Below are 16,958 nucleotides of genomic sequence, written 5' to 3' on the forward strand. Positions count from 1 at the left end.
TCCCGCCCACCGAAAGAGGCCGCCCGTGTCCACGCATCCCGTCCACCTCGCCCTCGCGCTCGACCGCGCCGGCTGGCACCCCGCCGCATGGCGGGATGCCTCGGCCCGCCCCGCCGACCTCACCTCGCCGCGCTACTGGCGCGACCTGCTGCAGCTCGCCGACCGCGCCGGAGCGATATTCGCGACGATCGAGGACGCCCTCGCCGTGCCCGATCGGTTCGAGTCCGCCGACGATCTCCGCGCCGGGCGCGTGCGCGGACGACTCGACGCCGTCCTCGTCGCGTCGTTCGCTGCGCGGAGCACGACGCGCCTCGGGCTCGTCCCGACCGTCACGACGACCCACACCGAGCCGTTCCATGTGGCCACCGGCATCCAGACCCTCGACCACACCACCCGCGGCCGCGCCGGCGTCCGTCTGGTCGTCGGCGGGTCGGATGCGGAGCGGGCCAACTTCGGCCGCAGGCCGCTCGGCGGCACCGGCTTCCCCGCGTCCGGCCGCGTCGAGGACGCACCGGAACTCGTCCGCGGCTTCCGCGAGGCGGGCGAGTTCGCGGACGTCATCGGCCGGCTCTGGGATTCGTGGGAGGACGACGCCATCATCCGCGACGCGTCCACCGGGAGGTACGTCGACGCGGACCGCATCCACAACGTCGGGTTCGAGGGCGAATTCTTCGATGTGACCGGGGCATCCATCGTCCCGCGGTCGCCGCAGGGCCGGCCGCTCGTCACGGTGCTCGCGCACCAGACCCTGCCGTACCGGCTCGCGGCCGAGCACGCCGACGTCGTGTTCATCACGCCGCACGATGCCGCGGCCACCACCGGCATCCTGGCCGAACTCGACCGTGCCGCCGCCGAGCTCCGCCACGGCCGCGAGCGTCTCCGCGTGTTCGTCGACCTGGTCGTCCTCGTCGAGGACACCCGCCGCGCCGCCACCGACGCCCTCGCCCGGCTCGACGAGCTCGACGGCCAGGCCTTCGCCTCGGACGCGCGCATCGTCGCGGGGACGGCGGTCGACGTGGTGGACGCGATCCGCGACCTCGCCGAGGCGGGGGTCGACGGCATCCGACTGCGGCCGGCCCGACAGCCCGCCGACGTCGTGGCGATCGGCGAACGCGTCATCCCTCTGCTCGCCGCCCTCGGCGGTGTCGCGGACGGCGACGCGTCGTCGCTGCGCAGCCGCCTCGGGCTCGCCCGCCCGCACAGTGTGTTCGCCCGAGAGGAGATCCCCGCATGACCGAGACACCTCGCCAGATCCACCTGGCCGCCCACTTCCCCGGGGTCAACAGCACCACGGTCTGGACCGACCCCCGCTCCGGCAGCCAGATCGACGTCGGCGCCTTCGAGTACTTCGCCCGCACGGCCGAGCGCGGCTTCTTCGACTACGTCTTCCTGGCCGAGGGCCTGCGCCTGCGCGAGCACCACGGCCGGATCCACGAGTTCGACGTCGTCGGCCGGCCGAACACCCTCGCGATCCTCGCCACGCTCGCCGGCGTGACCGACCACGTCGGACTCGTCGGCACACTCAACACGACGTTCAACGAGCCCTACGAGCTGGCCCGCCAGCTCGCGACGCTCGACCACCTGTCCGGCGGCCGGGCGGGCTGGAACGCCGTCACGAGCTCGGACGCCTTCCACGGCGCGAACTTCCGCCGCGGCGGCTTCCTCGCGCACGCCGACCGGTACGAGCGCGCGAAGGAGTTCGTCGCGCTCGCCAAGAAGTTCTGGGACTCGTGGGCCGTCGACGCCGTCGCGGCCGACGCGGACGCCGGTCGGTACCTGCGCGAGGACGCCATCGACCGCATCCGTCACCAGGGGGCCCAGTTCGACGTCGACGCCCTCTTCGACGTGCCGCGATCCCCGCAGGGGCGACCGGTGGTCGTGCAGGCGGGCGACTCGGCCGACGGCCGGGACTTCGCCGCCGAGCACGCCGAGGTGATCTTCTCGCTCCACACCGGGTACGACGACGCGCGCGTCTTCTACGACTCGGTCAAGGGCCGCCTCGCGGCGTGGGGTCGCGACGAGGACTCGCTGAAGATCCTCCCCGCCGCCACGTTCGTCATCGGCGACTCCGACGCCGACGCCCGCGAGCGCGCCCGCGAGATCGCCCTCGCCCAGGTGCGCCCCGACTCCGCGCTGCGCTACGTCGAGCAGGTCTGGGGGCGCGACCTCAGCGGCTACGACCCCGACGGACCGCTCCCCGATCTCGAGCCCGACACCGGGGACGAGTCCGAGCACGGCTGGGCGAACCGTCACGCGACCGCGCGTGCCCGCATCGACAAGCTCCGCGCCCTCGCCGAGACCGAGCAGCTGTCGATCCGCGAGCTCGTGATCCGCCAGACCGCGAACCCCACGTTCCTCGGGACGCCGGAGCACATCGCGGCTGAGATCGATCGCTACGTCCAGGGCCGGGCGACCGACGGCTTCACCGTCGTCGGCCACCTGACCCCGCACGGGCTCGACGAGTTCGCGTCGCGCGTCGTGCCGCTGCTGCAGGAGCGCGGGTCGTACCGCGAAGGGTACGAGGAGGGGGCGACCCTGCGCGACCTGCTGGGCCTGCCCGCCGTCGCGCCCGCGCAGCTGTCGCAGACCGCTCGGTGATGACTGCCGGCCCGACGATCGCTGCCCGCCTCGCCATCGTCGGGGCGGGTCCGCGCAGCGCGATGCTGCTCGAGCGCGTCGTCGCGCGGCGGACGCCCGACGACGAGCCGATCGAGATCGTGCTGATCGATCCGCATCCCCCGGGACCGGGCCGGATCTGGCGGCGGGAGCAGTCGCCGCTGCTCCGACTCAACTCCATGGCGCGCGACGTCACCGTCTTCACCGATGACACGTGCGCGATCGAGGGGCCGATTCGCCCCGGCCCCTCCCTCATCGAGTGGCTCGAGCAGTGGCGCGCCGGCGAGCATCCGGACGTCGATCCGGGGGATGCCTCGGCCGAAGCACGCGCGCTGACCGCCGACGGATTCCCCACACGGCGGCTGCACTCGCACTACCTCGCCTGGTTCCTGCAGCGGACGATCGCGTCGGCGCCGCACGGCACATCGGTCCGCTGGGTGCAGGACACGGTCGTCGGTGTGGACCTTTCCGCCGGGGCGAGGATCCGACTGGCCTCGGGTGACGAGCTCGACGCCGACGCGGTGGTCTATGCGCTGGGGCACAACGCCCGGCATCCCGACGGCGCGACCGTCGCCCTGCTCGCCCGCGCGGAGTCCGAGCGCGTCACCTATGTGCCCCCGTCCTTCACCGCAGACGCCGACCTCCGCTCGGTCGAGGCCGGGCGCGACGTCATCGTGCGCGGGATGGGGCTGGCCGCCGTCGACCTCGTCGTGCTGCTCGCCGAAGGTCGAGGGGGGCGGTTCGTCCACTCGAGCGAGGGTCTGCGGTACGAGCGCTCGGGTGACGAGCCCCGCCTGCACCTGGGCTCGCGGCGGGGTGTGCCGTACCGGTCGAAGGTGTCGTCGACGCTGCAGGGAGACCCACCAGCGCTCGAGGCGCTGACCGACGAGGTCCGCGACGCCCTCGTCGCCCGGCCCGGACTCCTCGACTTCGAGACCGACGTCTGGCCGCTCCTGGCGACCGAGCTGCTGATCGGCCACTATCGCGAACTGTTCACGGGTCACCCCGAGCGCGTCCGAGGGCGCTGGACGGAGTTCCGCGACATCATCCTGCGCTACCGCTGGGACGCGACCGAGCTGCACGACGCTGCCGTCGCCCAGGTTCCCGACCCCGCCGACCGCTTCGACGTCGACGAGCTCGACCGGCCGTTGGCGGGACTGCCCGCCTCGGACGCCGACACCGTCCACGCGAGGGTCCGGGCACACATCGTCCGCGACCTGGGGCTCCGGACCCGGCAGGAGCACAGCCCGGCACAGGGCGTCTTCCTCGCAGCACTCCTGTCGTTCATGTCGATCGCGGAGATCCCGGCGGAACGCTGGAACGTGCGGTCCCGCATCGAGGGCCTGGCACGCCTGCACACGTTCTTCAGCTACGTCGCGAGCGGCCCGCCGCCGCAGCGGCTCGAGGAGCTGCTCGCCCTCGCCGACGCGGGCGTCGTCCGCTTCCTCGGACCCGACGTCACCGTCGACATCGCGGGCGGTGCCGTCATCGCCCGCACGCGCAGCGGCGAGGTGCGCGCCGACGCACTGGTCGACGCCTGGCTGCCCGAGGCCGACGCCGCCGCGAGCGAGAACCCCGCCCTCCGCGAGCTCGCCGACGTGCACGGCACCGTCCTCCACCTCGCGGACGGCGACCGGCGCGTCTCCGTCGGGCGGGTGCTCGTCGACACCGACGGCCGCGTGGTCCGCCCGGACGGCACCGCCCACGACACGCTCTTCGCCATCGGGCCGTTCACGAGCAGGCCCGAGGCGGGCGCCTTCACCCGCCCGCGCAGCAACGCACTGTCCTTCCGGTCCACCGATCGCGTCGCCGCCACGGTCCTCGACGCACTGGCGCGGGTCCACGCCGGCTGAGCCCTCGGCCCCGGGCGCCGCGCCGCCCTTCCCCTGTCACGAGATGCAGGGGCCGGTGTCGCGACCGGCGGAGGATCAACCGGCAGCGGGATGCCGCGCATGACGCCGCGTGACGCAGCGTGACCCCGCGCGACTGCGGCCCGCGACACCGCGACAGCCGGCACGAAGAGTGGAGGGCGTCACGCCGAACCCGGCATCCGCCCCACGCCACACCGCCCCGGAGATCACATGCCCTCGACCGCTCGCCCCGGCCCCGCGCTCGTCCTGCTCGGCGCCGTCGCCCTCGTCCTCACCGCCTGCGGCAGCACCGCGCCGGCTGCCTCGCCCGCCGGCGACGCCGAACCCGTGGCGGGCGGCGATCTGACGTTCGCCATCTCCGTCGACAGCGGATGCATCGACCCGCAGCAGGTCGGCAACAACGACGCCATCGCGATCGCCCGCCAGACGGTCGCGTCGCTGACCGTGCAGGACCCCGACTCCGGCGAGATCCTGCCGTGGCTCGCCGAGGAGTTCGACGTGAACGACGACGCCACGGCGTTCACCTTCACCCTGCGCGAGGGTGCGACGTACGCCGACGGCGCGCCGATCGACGCGGCATCCGTGAAGACAAACTTCGAGGCGATCCAGGCGCTCGGTGCGAAGTCCACGCTCGGGTCGTCCTACCTCGCGGGGCTGCAGGACATCGAGGTCGCCGACGACCGCACCGTCACCATCACGTTCGAGCGCCCGAGCGCCCAGTTCCTGCAGGCCACGTCGACGTTCTCCCTCGGCCTCCTCTCGCCGGCAACCGCGGGACTGACCCCCGAGGAGCGCTGCGCGGGCGAGTACATCGGCTCGGGACCCTTCGCGGTGGCGTCGTACACGGTCGGCGACCGCGCCGTGCTCGAACGCCGCGACGGCTTCGACTGGGCCCCGCCCACCAGCGCACACCAGGGCGACGCCTACCTCGACACGATCACCTATCTGGTCGTCCCCGAAGCGGGCAACCGCACCGGCAGCCTGCAGTCCGGACAGATCGACGCGACCACCGGCATCTCCACCGCCGATGCCGCGCTGTTCGACACCGACGGGTTCTGGTCGACCACCCGGGCCAACCCCGGGTCGGTGTACAACCTGTACGCCAACCAGACGACCCCGATCCTCGCGGAGAAGGACGTGCGCCTGGCGATCCAGAAGGGCATCGACCGCGAGACGATCACCTCGACGCTGCTGGGCGCGGACGACACCCCCGCCGTCTCGCCACTGGCGAGCTCCACGCCGTTCTTCACCGATCTGAGTGACGTCCTCGAGTTCGATCCGGATGCCGCCCGCGACCTGCTCGAGCAGGCCGGCTGGACCGAGGGCGCCGACGGCATCCGCGAGAAGGACGGCACCCCGCTGCGCTTCCACGTCACCTACTGGCAGACCCCGAAGGAGGTGCTCGAGCTCGTGCAGCAGCAGCTCCGGGAAATCGGCGTCGACCTGCAGCTCACCTTCGCCGCCATCGCAGACGTCACGGCGGCCAACGCCGACGGCGACTACGACTTCAGCTACGGCAACCTCACCCGCGCCGACCCCGACGTCCTCCGCACCGTCTTCGGCGTCGACAGCCCGACCAACCCGACGCAGCGCACCGAGCGGAACACCCTCGACGACGCGCTCGATGCCCAGTCGGCCGTCGTGGACGCAACGGAGCGGCAGCAGCTCGTCGACGAGGCCGCACGGCAGCTCATCACCGAGGGCCACTCGATCCCCATCTACGAGCTGTCGACGACGATCACCGCCGCCGAACGGGTCCAGGGCCTCACCTTCGAGGCATCCAGCCGGCTCGACTTCTACGACGCCTGGGTGGCAGCCGAATGAGCGCGGGGAGCGGGACCGTGTGGGCGCGCTACGTCGGCCTGCGCCTCCTGCAGGGAGCGATCGTCCTGTGGGCGGCCTACACGGTCTCGTTCCTCGTCCTCTACCTCCTGCCGGGAGACGCCGCATCGCTGGCCGCCGGCGGCGATCAGAGCGTGGATCCCGCGCTCGTGGCGGAGCTCCGCGCGCAGCTGGGGCTCGACCGTCCGCTGTGGGAGCAGTACGTCCTGGCGCTCGGACGAGCGCTGACGGGGGACTTCGGCGTCTCGACGCAGACGGGCCGGCCGGCCGTCGATCTGCTCGCGGAGTCCCTACCTCCCACGCTCGCGCTGACCTCCGCCGCATTCGTGCTGGCGATCGCACTGGGCGCCTCGCTCGCGGTCGCCGCCTCGCTCTCCCGCACCCCGTGGGTGCGGAACGTGCTGTTCGCGCTCCCGCCCATCGGCGTGTCGATCCCGGTCTTCTGGATCGGCCTGCTCCTGCTGCAGGCGTTCTCCTTCCGGCTTCGGATCTTCCCCGCCGTGGGCGACGCAGGCCTCGTCAGCCTCGTCCTGCCCGCGCTGACGATCGCGATCCCGTCCGGCGCATTCGTCGCGCAGCTGCTTTCGCGCAGCCTCCGCTCGACGATGTCGCAGCCGTACATCGAGGTCGTCCGCGCCAAGGGGGCGGGCGAGGCGCGGGTGCAGCTCGGTCATGCGCTGCGCAACGCCGTCATCCCGACCCTGACGATGCTCGGGGTGATGGTCGGCGGGCTCCTGTCCGGGGCGGTCGTGACCGAGACCGTCTTCTCGCGCCTCGGGATCGGCCGCCTCGTCGTGACGGCCGTCAACAACCGCGACATCCCGATCGTGCAGATCGTGGTCGTCTTCGCGGCGCTGGTGTTCGTCACCGCGAACCTCGTCGTCGATCTCGTGTACCCCCTCATCGACCGCCGCATCACCGTGGCCCGCACCGCATTCGCGGTCGCCTGACGATCGGAGCCGACATGTCCGCCGACCTCGCCACCGCCCGGGCGGCCGCTCCTCCCGCGACCCCCGTCGACCCTCCGGCCCCCGGGCGCCCGCGGCGGCCCGGCAACCTCGCGTTCCTGCGCCGGCCGAGCCTGCTGATCGCGATCGGCGTCCTCGCCGTGGTGATCCTCTGGGCACTCGCGCCGACCTGGTTCACGTCGGCCGATCCTCTCGCGGGCGACCTCGGGATCGCCTGCTGCCGCCCGGCCCCGCGCACCCGTTCGGCACCGACAACCTGGGCCGAGACCTCTACGCCCGCGTCGTGCACGGATCGGCGACCTCGCTCGCCGCGACGACCGTCGCCGTCCTCGTCGGCCTGAGCGTGGGATCGTTCTTCGGGCTGCTGGCCGGCTTCATCCGCGGCTTCGTCGACGACGCGATCATGCGACTCATGGATGTGCTCCTCGCCATCCCGAGTCTCCTCCTCTCGCTGGCGCTCATCACCGCCCTCGGATTCGGGACGCTCAACGTCGCCGTCGCCGTCGGGCTCGCCTCGATCGCCACCTTCTCGCGGGTGATGCGCGCCGAGGTCCTCTCCGTCGCAACCTCGGTCTACGTCGAAGCCGCTCGGGTCAGCGGGGTGCGCTGGACGACAATCCTCCGTCGTCACGTCCTCCCGAACGCGGCGGCACCCGTCGTCGCGCTCGCTGCGCTGGAGTTCGGCGTGATGGTGCTCGCGATCTCGTCGCTGTCCTTCCTGGGGTTCGGCGCGCCGCCGCCGGCACCCGAGTGGGGATCCCTCGTCTCGGGCGGTCGGGACTACCTCGCCGTGGCGTGGTGGCTGACGACGCTGCCGGGCCTGGTCATCGTCGCCGTGGTGCTCTCCGCCAATCGGATCGCGCGCGCGCTCGAGCGGGACGGCGGCGCGCGGTGACGGCCTTGCTCGAGGTGACCGATCTCGCCGTCTCGTACACGGTGGGCGGCCGGACGCGGACGGCCGTCGACGGCGCCTCGTTCTCGGTCGAGCGCGGTGAGGTCGTGGCCATCGTCGGAGAGTCGGGCTCGGGCAAGAGCACGACCGCGCATGCCGTGCTGCGCCTGCTCGCACGGAACGCGACGGTGGATGCCGGGAGCATCCGCTTCGCCGGCGAAGAGGTCTCGCGGCTGTCGGCACGCCAGTGGCGGGCTGTCCGCGGTCGCCGCATCGGGCTGATCCCCCAGGATCCCGCGACCAGCCTCAACCCGGTCAAGCGGGTGGGACCGCAGGTCGCGGAGCCGCTGGTCATCCACGGCATCGCCTCGCGCCGGGCGGCCGAGCAGCAGGCCGTCGAACTGCTCCGCCTCGCCGGCATCCCCGAGCCCGAGGCCCGCGCACAGCAGTTCCCCCACCAGTTCTCCGGCGGCATGACCCAGCGCGCCCTCATCGCGACGGCACTCGCGGCGGAGCCGGACCTGGTCATCGCCGACGAACCGACCAGCGCGCTCGACGTCACGGTGCAGCAGCAGATCCTCGACCACATCGACGGGCTCTCCCGCCGACTCGGCACCGCCGTCCTCCTCATCACCCACGATCTCGCCGTCGCGAGCGACCGCGCGCACCGCATCGTGGTGATGCAGCACGGCCGGATCGTGGAGCAGGGGCCGACGGCGGCGGTGCTCGGCGACCCACGGCATCCGTACACCCGCGCCCTCATCGACGCGGCTCCGGGTCTTCGTTCCGCCCCGATCGCACGGGTCCCGCGTCGACAGCCGGATGACGCGCAGCCGCTGCTGGAACTGACGGGCGTCTCGAAGGAGTTCGCGCTACCGGGGCGACGCACGCTGCGTGCGGTCGACGACGTGTCGCTGACGGTCGGGCGAGGCGAGACGCTCGCGATCGTCGGCGAATCGGGGTCGGGCAAGAGCACGACCGCCCGGCTCGCGCTGCGCCTGGAGACGCCGACCTCGGGCCGGATCCGGTTCGACGGCATCGACCTGGGCGCCGCGGACGCAGCGGAGGTGCGCGCGGTTCGCCGTCGGCTGCAACTCGTCTATCAGAACCCGTTCGCCTCCCTCGACCCGCGGTTCACGATCGAGCAGGTCATCGACGAGCCGCTGCGGGCCTTCCGCGAGGGCGACCGCCCCGCTCGGGCGGCTCGCGTCCGCGAGCTGCTCGACCAGGTCGCGCTGCCCTCGGGCGTCGCGACCCGGCGGCCCGCAGAGCTGTCCGGCGGGCAGCGCCAGCGGGTCGCGATCGCTCGTGCACTCGCACTCCGACCCGACCTCGTCGTCCTCGACGAGGCGGTGTCGGCCCTCGACGTCTCGGTTCAGGCGCAGGTGCTCGCGCTGCTCACCGAGATACAGGACGCCACCGGTGTGTCGTACCTCTTCATCAGTCACGACCTGGCCGTCGTGCGGGAGATCTCGGATCGCGTCGCCGTGATGAGCGCTGGACGCGTCGTCGAGCTCGGCACTGCATCGCAGGTGCTCACAGACCCCCGCGACCCGTACACCCGACGCCTGCTCGCGGCGGTCCCCGGACGGCGGAGCGGCTCGTGGACGGAGGCGACGCGGTGACCGCGCGCTCGATCGGCCCGCTGGGCGCGCAGACGACGGACCTGCTGCGCGAGCTGATCCAGAACGCCGCCGTCAACGACGGCACCCCCGACTCGGGGCACGAACACCGGCAGGTCGCGACACTGCAGCGGTTCTTCGAGGGCTCGGGACTCGAGGGCGTGACCGTCGAGCCGCATCCCGGGCGCACGTCCCTGATCGTGCGCATCCCCGGCACCGATCCGGATGCTCCGTCGTTGGCCCTCGTGGGCCACACCGACGTCGTACCCGTCGAGCCCGCGGGCTGGCAGCGGGATCCCTTCGCCGCCGAGGTGGTCGATGACGTCCTGTGGGGTCGGGGCGCGATCGACATGCTCAACCTCACCGCCGCGTACGCCGTGGTGACGCGGGCTCTCGCGGCCGGGGCATTCGAACGCTCGGCCTTCAGACCGCGCGGTGACCTCATCTTCGCCGCGGTGGCCGACGAAGAGCACGGGAGCCGATTCGGCGTCGACTGGCTGGTCACGCACCGGCCGGACCTCATCGACGCCGATTACGTCCTCACCGAGTCCGGCGGCGCCTCGGCAGGACCACTGCCGTCCATCGGCGTCATGGTCGGCGAGAAGGGTGCCGCTCCTCGCACCCTGCGCATCACGGGCAGCCCCGGGCACGGATCGGCCCCCTGGAGCGCGCGCAACGCCGCCACGATCGCCGCGGAGGCCGTCGTCCGACTGTCCCGGCACCGCACACCGACGGTCATCACGCCGCAGTGGCGCGACTACGCGCGCGCGCTCGACCTCGACGACGCCGTCCGCGACGCCGTCACCGACCCTCGGCGCTTCTTCGACGGGATCGGCGGCGTCGGCGGTCTCGACGGCTTCGCGCACGCGTCGACGCACACGACGATCGCCCCCACGGTCGTGCGCGCGGGCGAGAAGGGCAACGTGATCCCCGGCGAAGCCACCGTGCAGCTCGACATCCGCATCCTCCCCGGTGTCACCCCCGAGGACGTGGACGGGTACCTGCGCGACGCGCTCGGCGACCTCATCGAGCACATCGACGTCGTCGGCGACTGGTTCGGAGCGTCGACGGTCTCGCCGACGGACACCCCGCTGTTCGGTGCGCTCGAGGCCGCCGTGCGTCGGGCCTATCCTCGGGCGGAGCTCCTCCCCATGCTCGGGATCGGCGGGACGGACGGCCGGTTCTTCCGGCGCCGCGGCATCCCCGCGTACGGCTTCGGCGTCCTCAGCGAACGGTGGGACTACGGCACCTTCCGCCGCCTCTTCCACGGTCACGACGAGCGCATCGACCTGGCATCCCTCGACCTCACGGCCGAGGCCCTCGACCACGTCGTCCGTCGCTTCCACGACCCCGCCGGCGCCGCGCGGCGGCCCGCGCGGCGGGACTCACGCGCGTGACGGCCGTCATCCCCACCGCGGGGGTCATCTTCGCCGGAACCTATGCCGAGGACTCGCCTGCCGCGGGCCTTGAGGCCGCGCTCAAGCTGTTCGCGCACGCCGAGGAGCTCGGCTTCGACGTGGCCGGCATCCGTCAGCGCCACCTCGAGCGCGGCGTCTCCGGCGCGCTCGCCTTCCTCGCCGCCGCGACGCAGCGCACCGACTCGATCACCCTCGAGAGCGCTGTCGTACCGCTCGGACACGAGACGCCGTTCCGCGTGGCGGAGGATGCCGCGCTCGTCGACGCGCTCGCAGGCGGACGGCTGCACCTCGGTGTCAGCACGTCGCGCCCGCACGACGAGCTGCTCACGCCCTACGCGCGCCCGGTCGCCGGCCACCACGCGGACCCGTACGCGGCCGTCGAACGACTGCTGCGAGCGCTCGAGGGGATGCCGCTGTCGGATGACCCGCTTCCGACGCCCTCCGGCCCTCAGATCCCGCGCATCCAGCCGCACGCCCCTGGACTGCGGGGCCGCGTCTGGCTGGGCGGCGGCTCGCTCCGGTCGGTGCGGTGGGCGGCCGAGAACGGGCTCCGCCTGCTGCTCGGCAACGTGGGCGACGGCGACGCGGCCCCGACCTTCGAGCACGCGCAGCGGATCCACCTCGACGAGTATCACGAGCGATTCGCCGGCGGCGAGCGCGCGGTCGGCGTCGAACGCGTCGTCATCCCCGTCGACTCGGCGACAGCCTCGCAGCGAGAGCACTACGCGGCGTACACCGCCGCCCGCGAGGAGCGGACGCATCGACCGGTCCTCGCGGGGGATCGTCGCCTCGTGTTCGGGCGCGACCTGCACGGTACCGTGGCCGAGATCGCCGACCGTCTCTCTGCGGACGAGGTGTTCGACGGCCGCACGCAGCTGCGGGTGTCGCTGCCCTACGGGTTCACCGTCGACGAGTACCGCCAGATCCTCGGCGACATCCGCCACGGCCTCCTCCCCGTCCTCGGCTGGCGCCCGTCCACCGTCTCCGTCCACTGACCGCACGATCACCGGGAGCATCCCCATGACCAGCACGACCGACGTCGACCTCGAGCAGTTCGAGACCGAATGGGAGCAGTGGCACCACCGGCACGAGCGGCGCCGGAACGACCCCCTCGGATTCCATGCCATCACGGGCCTGTACTGGCTCACCGAAGATCCCGTCGCCCTCGCGGACGCGCCGGGGCGTTGGAGCATCGGACCCGAGGGAGCGGTCGTCGAGCTGGCCGAGGGTGAGACGCTCACGCACGACGGCACCGTCATCCGCGGTCGGCACGCGTTCGGCGAGCTCGCCGAACGCGCCGGCATCCTGCTCCACTTCAGCGACGGGCCCGTCGCCGGGGCGATCGAACTCGCGAAGCGAGGCGGGTTCACGATCGTCCGCCCGCGCCGGTCGGACCACCCCTTCCTCGCGGCGTACACGGGAACCCCCGCCTACGACCCGCACCCGCGGTGGCGGGTCGATGCCGCGTTCGTCGCCTTCGACGAGCCGGAACCGACCGAAGTGGGCGCCGCTGTCGAGGGCCTGACGCACGTCTACGACGCTCCCGGTGTGCTCCGCTTCGAACTCGACGGCGGGCCCCGCGACCTGCTGGCCTTCTCCGCCGGCGCGGAGCACCTCCTCGTCCTGTTCCGCGACGAGACGAGCGGGGTCACCACCTACGCCGCCAACCGATCGATCCTCGTCCCGGCGCCGGATGCGGAGGGCCGCACGACGATCGACTTCACGCGGGCGACGAACCTGCCCTGCGCGTATACGGACCACGCCACGTGCCCACTGCCGCCGTCGCGGAACCACCTGCCCGTTGCGGTCGAGGCCGGCGAGAAGACGCCGCTCGACCGCGTCCGCGCCGACGCCGTCCCCGTCCGGCGCAGCTGACCGTCGACGCACGAGGAAGGGGCGGGACCCGGCATCCGGATCCCGCCCCTTCTCTCGTCGTCACTCGGACTTCGGCAGCCCCGGAGGGTTCACCCGCGACTCGGTGACGCCCTCGGACTCGAGGCCCCAGGCTTCGAGCACCTCGGCGTACGTGCCCTCTTCGATGAGGTGGTTGATGACGATCGAGACCGGCTCGGCGAGGCCGTTGCCCTTCTTCGTGCCGGCGGCGATCTCGGCCGTCTGCGGCCATCCGCCGGGGACGATCCCCACGAGCTTCGTGTCGCCGGTCTCGCGGGCGGCCCATGCCGCCGTCGCGTTCGGGCCGAAGCCCGCGTCGGCACGCCCCGACTGCAGCGCGAGGGTCGCCGCGGCGGTGTCGTCGTAATAGGCCAGCTCGGCCGGCGCCTCGCCGTCCGCCTCGAGCTCCTCGTTCCACGCGAGCAGCACCTGCTCCTGGTTCGTGCCCGAGCCGACGGTGATGGTCAGGCCCGAGATGTCGGCCGCTTCGGTGATCGCGTCGATGTCGCTGTCGCTCCGCACGTAGAACCCGAGCAGGTCCTGCCGGTAGCTGGCGAAGTCGTAGAGCTCCTTGCGCTCCTCGGTCACCGTCACGTTCGAGGTGATGAGGTCGTACTTGCCGGACTGCACGCCGAGCGGCCAGTCCGCCCAGGCGACGACCTGCGGGTTGTACTCGAGACCGAGGCCCTCCGCGATGAGCGAGCCGATGTTCGGCTCGGTGCCGGCGACGTCCGTCGCGGCGGAGGTTCCCTCGGGCTGATAGCTCAGCGGCGGGACGAACGAGCCGATGGCGACCGTCAGCTTGCCCGCCTCGATCGGCTCGAACCCGCTCGCCTCGAGCGCGTCGACGGCCTCGGGGACCGGCTCGGTGTGGATCCAGGTGATGTCGCCCGACGCGACGTTCTTCTCGGCTGCCGGCGTGCTGTCGGCGGCGGCGGGGGCGGCGTCGACGGGCGCGCCGCCGAGGTTCACCGCCGCGACGACTCCGCCGACGACGGCGGCGACGGCGACGATCCCGACGCCGAGGGCGACGCCCTGCTTCTTGCTGATGGCCATGTTCTGCTCTCTCTGGTGCTGTGGTGTTCGGGTGGAGGGTCAGGCGAGGACGTTGGCGAGGAACTCGCGGGTGCGGGGATGCGCCGGGGCGGAGAGGACCTCGTCGGGTGCTCCCTCCTCGACGATGCGTCCGTCGTCGACGAAGACGACGCGATCGGCCACCTCGCGGGCGAAGCCGATCTCGTGCGTGACGATGATGAGCGTCGTGCCGCTGCGCGCGAGGCCGCGGATGACGTCCAGGACCTCGCCGACCAGTTCGGGGTCGAGGGCGCTGGTCGGCTCGTCGAAGAGCAGCACCTTCGGAGTGAGCGCGAGCGCCCGCGCGATCGCCACCCGTTGCTGCTGACCGCCCGACAGCTGCCGCGGGTAGTGCCCCGCCTTGTCGGCGAGCCCCACGCGCTCGAGGAGCGAGCGGGCGAGGTCGGATGCGGCATCCCTCGACAGCCTGCCGGTCGCCACCGGCGCCTCGGAGACGTTCTCGAGGGCCGTCAGGTGCGGGAAGAGGTTGAAGTTCTGGAAGACGATGCCGATCTGGGTCCGACGACGCAGGATCTCCTTCTCGCGGAGCTCGTGGAGCTTGCCGCCCCGTTGCTCGTACCCGATGAGCTGACCGTCGACGGTAACCGATCCGCGATCGATCGACTCGAGGTGGTTGATCGTGCGCAGGAGCGTGGACTTTCCCGATCCGCTCGGGCCGAGGATCGCGACGACCTGACCCGGCTCGACCGTCAGGTCGATGCCCCGCAGGACCTCGATGCCGTTGTAGGACTTGTGGACGTTGTGGATCTCGACGAGGCCGGTCCGCGGCGCCGCGTCGACGATGCCGCTCATGCGCCGGTCCCCCCGTATCGCACGTCGTTGCGGTCGCCGACGGATGCCGTCGCCTGCCCGGGCGGCGGCGGCGGTGCCGGCGCGTCACCGAGGCGTCGCCACTGCGCCGTCGACCAGCGGCGGAAGCGCTGGAGCGGGGTGGGCGGCAGGACGCGGGTCGCGCCGCGTGCGTAGTGCCGCTCGACGTAGTACTGCGCGATGCTCAGGATCGTCGTGATGATCGTGTACCAGACGACGGCGACCAGCAGCAGCGGGATCACCCGGCTGTTGCGGTTGTAGATCACCTGCACGGCGTAGAAGAGCTCGGGGATCGCGATGACGAAGACGACCGACGCCCCCTTCACCAGCCCGATCACCTCGTTGGACGCGTTCGGGATGATCGAGCGCGCGGCCTGCGGCAGGATGATGCGGAACAGGCGCTGACGGGCGGGGATGCCGAGTGCCGCCGCGGCCTCGTGCTGCCCCTGGTCGACCGACAGGAGTCCGCCGCGGATGATCTCGGCGGAGTACGCGGCCTGGTGCAGTCCGAGCCCGAGGATCGCGGCGGCGAAGGCGCTGATCAGCTGCACGGTGGGGAACTCGACGATCCAGAAGTCGGTCGTGAACGGGGTGCCGAGCCCGAGCGTTGGGTACAGGTATCCGAGGTTGTACCAGACGATGATCTGCACGACGAGCGGCACCGAGCGGAAGAACCAGATGTACGACCACGAGATGGCGTTCAGCAGCGGTGACGCCGCGAGCCGGCCGAGCGCCAGGACCGTGCCGAGGACGAACCCGATCACCGCCGACACCGCAGTGAGGGTGAGGGTGTAGCCGATGCCGACGAGCACCGGCTCGGAGAAGAAGTACTGCCCGAAGACGCCCCATTCGTAGTTCTCGTTCGTGACGAGCGACCAGGCGAACTGCGCGATGACGAAGAGGAGGATCGCGCTCAGGGTCCATCGGAACCAATGCCGGGTGTGGACCACGGGCAGCTCGCCCAGGTCGACGCGGGATGACGGACGGACGGGTGCGACGGGTGCGACGGGTGCGTCCGTGACGGTCGTTGCCATGGTTCTCCCTGCGGGGTGTGAAGCGCGGACCGGATGGCCGCGTGCACGTGACGCTAGGGATTCGGCTCGGGCGTCGCGCGCGATGACGGCACATGCCGACATCGAGCGAGATACGGCGTAACACCGCCGATGCCCGAGCGTCAGTCGGGGATGCGGATCCCCATGAAGGTGGTCCGTCGACGGAGCTCGAAGCCGAGCTTCTCGTAGACCGCGATCGCACTGGTGTTGGCCGCGGCGGCGTGCAGCATGGCCCGCCCGCCGCGCGCCTGGATGTGGAAGGCGACGTCGAGGACCAGTCGCGAGGCCAGGCCCTGGCGACGGTACGCGTCATCCGTGGACACGGCACTGATCTCGGTCCACTCCCCCGGCTGCAGCCGCTCGCCCGCCATCGCGATGAGTCGACCCTCGCGGCGGATCCCGACGTAGCGTCCGAGCAGGTGGGTGCGCGGAAGGAAGGGACCGGGTTGGTTGCGCTCGACGAGCGCCAGCATCTCGGGCACGTCGTCGGCTCCGAGCACGACGACCTCGTCGTCGGGGCGCGGCCGCAGCCGATCGGTCTCGACGAGCTGCACGCCCTGGCCGTGCCATGTCGTCTGCCATCCGGCGGGCAGCTCCGGGTCGGCCCCGCTGATGCCGAAATCCGCCCCGCGCCCGAGCACCGCGACGAGCGAGTCCCAGACGGCGGGGTCATCCCACGTCCGGACCCCGACGAAGCCCGCGACGTCCGGCGGATAGCGCCCGACGAGGTCGTCACCCTCCGCGAGGTGCGCGTGCGTCCCCGCGAGGGAGTGCCAGGCCGGGTTGTCGCGGACGTCCGTCGTCGTCGTGCTGCTCACTGCATCGCCTTCCTCCCGACGCCGCGCGTCGGACGGTGTCGACTCTAGACACGTGATCCGG

14 protein-coding genes are annotated in these 16,958 nt (G+C 72.2%); 10 read left to right on the plus strand and 4 right to left on the minus strand.

Going from position 1 to position 16,958, the window contains the following annotated elements; all coding sequences use genetic code 11:
• The first annotated feature begins 25 nt into the window (after positions 1-25).
• From KZX17_RS01915 to KZX17_RS01960, 10 genes are all read left to right on the plus strand, one after another.
• Positions 26-1,234, plus strand: a complete 1,209-nt coding sequence (locus KZX17_RS01915) for an LLM class flavin-dependent oxidoreductase (protein ID WP_248171106.1) — start codon at positions 26-28, stop codon at positions 1,232-1,234.
• Entirely contained in the window at positions 1,231-2,598 is a 1,368-nt protein-coding gene (locus KZX17_RS01920) for an NtaA/DmoA family FMN-dependent monooxygenase (protein ID WP_248171103.1), read from the plus strand. Before KZX17_RS01915 ends, KZX17_RS01920 begins: the two co-directional genes overlap by 4 nt.
• Positions 2,598-4,469 carry an FAD/NAD(P)-binding protein gene (locus KZX17_RS01925; protein WP_248171100.1) on the plus strand — a complete coding sequence of 624 codons (1,872 nt, stop codon included), beginning with the start codon at positions 2,598-2,600 and terminating at the stop codon, positions 4,467-4,469. The genes KZX17_RS01920 and KZX17_RS01925 overlap by 1 nt, the downstream gene beginning before the upstream one ends.
• A gap of 228 nt (positions 4,470-4,697) precedes the next feature.
• Positions 4,698-6,311, plus strand: coding sequence for an ABC transporter substrate-binding protein (locus KZX17_RS01930; RefSeq protein ID WP_248171099.1), 1,614 nt, complete (start codon positions 4,698-4,700; stop codon positions 6,309-6,311).
• Entirely contained in the window at positions 6,308-7,279 is a 972-nt protein-coding gene (locus KZX17_RS01935) for an ABC transporter permease (protein WP_248171097.1), read from the plus strand. Before KZX17_RS01930 ends, KZX17_RS01935 begins: the two co-directional genes overlap by 4 nt.
• Positions 7,280-7,580: 301 nt before the next feature.
• Positions 7,581-8,192, plus strand: coding sequence for an ABC transporter permease (locus tag KZX17_RS01940; RefSeq protein ID WP_308194528.1), 612 nt, complete (start codon positions 7,581-7,583; stop codon positions 8,190-8,192).
• Positions 8,189-9,814 (plus strand): ABC transporter ATP-binding protein, encoded by a 1,626-nt coding sequence (locus KZX17_RS01945; RefSeq protein WP_248171095.1) that lies wholly within the window; start codon positions 8,189-8,191, stop codon positions 9,812-9,814. The genes KZX17_RS01940 and KZX17_RS01945 overlap by 4 nt, the downstream gene beginning before the upstream one ends.
• Positions 9,811-11,208 carry a M20/M25/M40 family metallo-hydrolase gene (locus KZX17_RS01950; protein WP_248171092.1) on the plus strand — a complete coding sequence of 466 codons (1,398 nt, stop codon included), beginning with the start codon at positions 9,811-9,813 and terminating at the stop codon, positions 11,206-11,208. The genes KZX17_RS01945 and KZX17_RS01950 overlap by 4 nt, the downstream gene beginning before the upstream one ends.
• Positions 11,205-12,224, plus strand: coding sequence for an LLM class flavin-dependent oxidoreductase (locus tag KZX17_RS01955; protein WP_248171091.1), 1,020 nt, complete (start codon positions 11,205-11,207; stop codon positions 12,222-12,224). Before KZX17_RS01950 ends, KZX17_RS01955 begins: the two co-directional genes overlap by 4 nt.
• Before the next feature lie 25 nt (positions 12,225-12,249).
• Positions 12,250-13,104 carry a DUF1684 domain-containing protein gene (locus KZX17_RS01960; protein ID WP_248171089.1) on the plus strand — a complete coding sequence of 285 codons (855 nt, stop codon included), beginning with the start codon at positions 12,250-12,252 and terminating at the stop codon, positions 13,102-13,104.
• A 60-nt stretch (positions 13,105-13,164) separates the two neighbouring features.
• On the opposite strand, the gene KZX17_RS01965 is transcribed toward KZX17_RS01960, so the two are convergent.
• The 4 genes from KZX17_RS01965 to KZX17_RS01980 form a co-directional block, all read right to left on the minus strand.
• Positions 13,165-14,178 carry an ABC transporter substrate-binding protein gene (locus tag KZX17_RS01965; RefSeq protein WP_248171087.1) on the minus strand — a complete coding sequence of 338 codons (1,014 nt, stop codon included), beginning with the start codon at positions 14,176-14,178 and terminating at the stop codon, positions 13,165-13,167.
• Between the two features lie 39 nt (positions 14,179-14,217).
• On the minus strand, positions 14,218-15,009 hold the full coding sequence (locus KZX17_RS01970) for an amino acid ABC transporter ATP-binding protein (protein ID WP_248171086.1): 792 nt from the start codon (positions 15,007-15,009) through the stop codon (positions 14,218-14,220).
• A complete protein-coding gene (locus tag KZX17_RS01975) occupies positions 15,006-16,061 on the minus strand; it encodes an amino acid ABC transporter permease (protein WP_248171084.1) in 1,056 nt (351 codons plus the stop codon). Before KZX17_RS01975 ends, KZX17_RS01970 begins: the two co-directional genes overlap by 4 nt.
• 140 nt (positions 16,062-16,201) lie before the next feature.
• On the minus strand, positions 16,202-16,897 hold the full coding sequence (locus tag KZX17_RS01980; protein WP_248171082.1) for a GNAT family N-acetyltransferase: 696 nt from the start codon (positions 16,895-16,897) through the stop codon (positions 16,202-16,204).
• Between the last annotated feature and the right edge of the window lie 61 nt (positions 16,898-16,958).

This window comes from Microbacterium sp. EYE_78, assembly GCF_023149035.1.
GTDB lineage: Bacteria > Actinomycetota > Actinomycetes > Actinomycetales > Microbacteriaceae > Microbacterium.

Excerpts from the sequence above, each read along its gene's own strand:
- KZX17_RS01935 (WP_248171097.1), top strand. The coding sequence starts at position 6,308 with ATGAGCGCGGGGAGCGGGACCGTGTGGGCGCGCTACGTCGGCCTGCGC.
- KZX17_RS01970 (WP_248171086.1), bottom strand. The coding sequence starts at position 15,009 with ATGAGCGGCATCGTCGACGCGGCGCCGCGGACCGGCCTCGTCGAGATC.
- KZX17_RS01930 (WP_248171099.1), top strand. The coding sequence starts at position 4,698 with ATGCCCTCGACCGCTCGCCCCGGCCCCGCGCTCGTCCTGCTCGGCGCC.
- KZX17_RS01920 (WP_248171103.1), top strand. The coding sequence starts at position 1,231 with ATGACCGAGACACCTCGCCAGATCCACCTGGCCGCCCACTTCCCCGGG.
- KZX17_RS01975 (WP_248171084.1), bottom strand. The coding sequence starts at position 16,061 with ATGGCAACGACCGTCACGGACGCACCCGTCGCACCCGTCGCACCCGTC.
- KZX17_RS01925 (WP_248171100.1), top strand. The coding sequence starts at position 2,598 with ATGACTGCCGGCCCGACGATCGCTGCCCGCCTCGCCATCGTCGGGGCG.
- KZX17_RS01960 (WP_248171089.1), top strand. The coding sequence starts at position 12,250 with ATGACCAGCACGACCGACGTCGACCTCGAGCAGTTCGAGACCGAATGG.
- KZX17_RS01965 (WP_248171087.1), bottom strand. The coding sequence starts at position 14,178 with ATGGCCATCAGCAAGAAGCAGGGCGTCGCCCTCGGCGTCGGGATCGTC.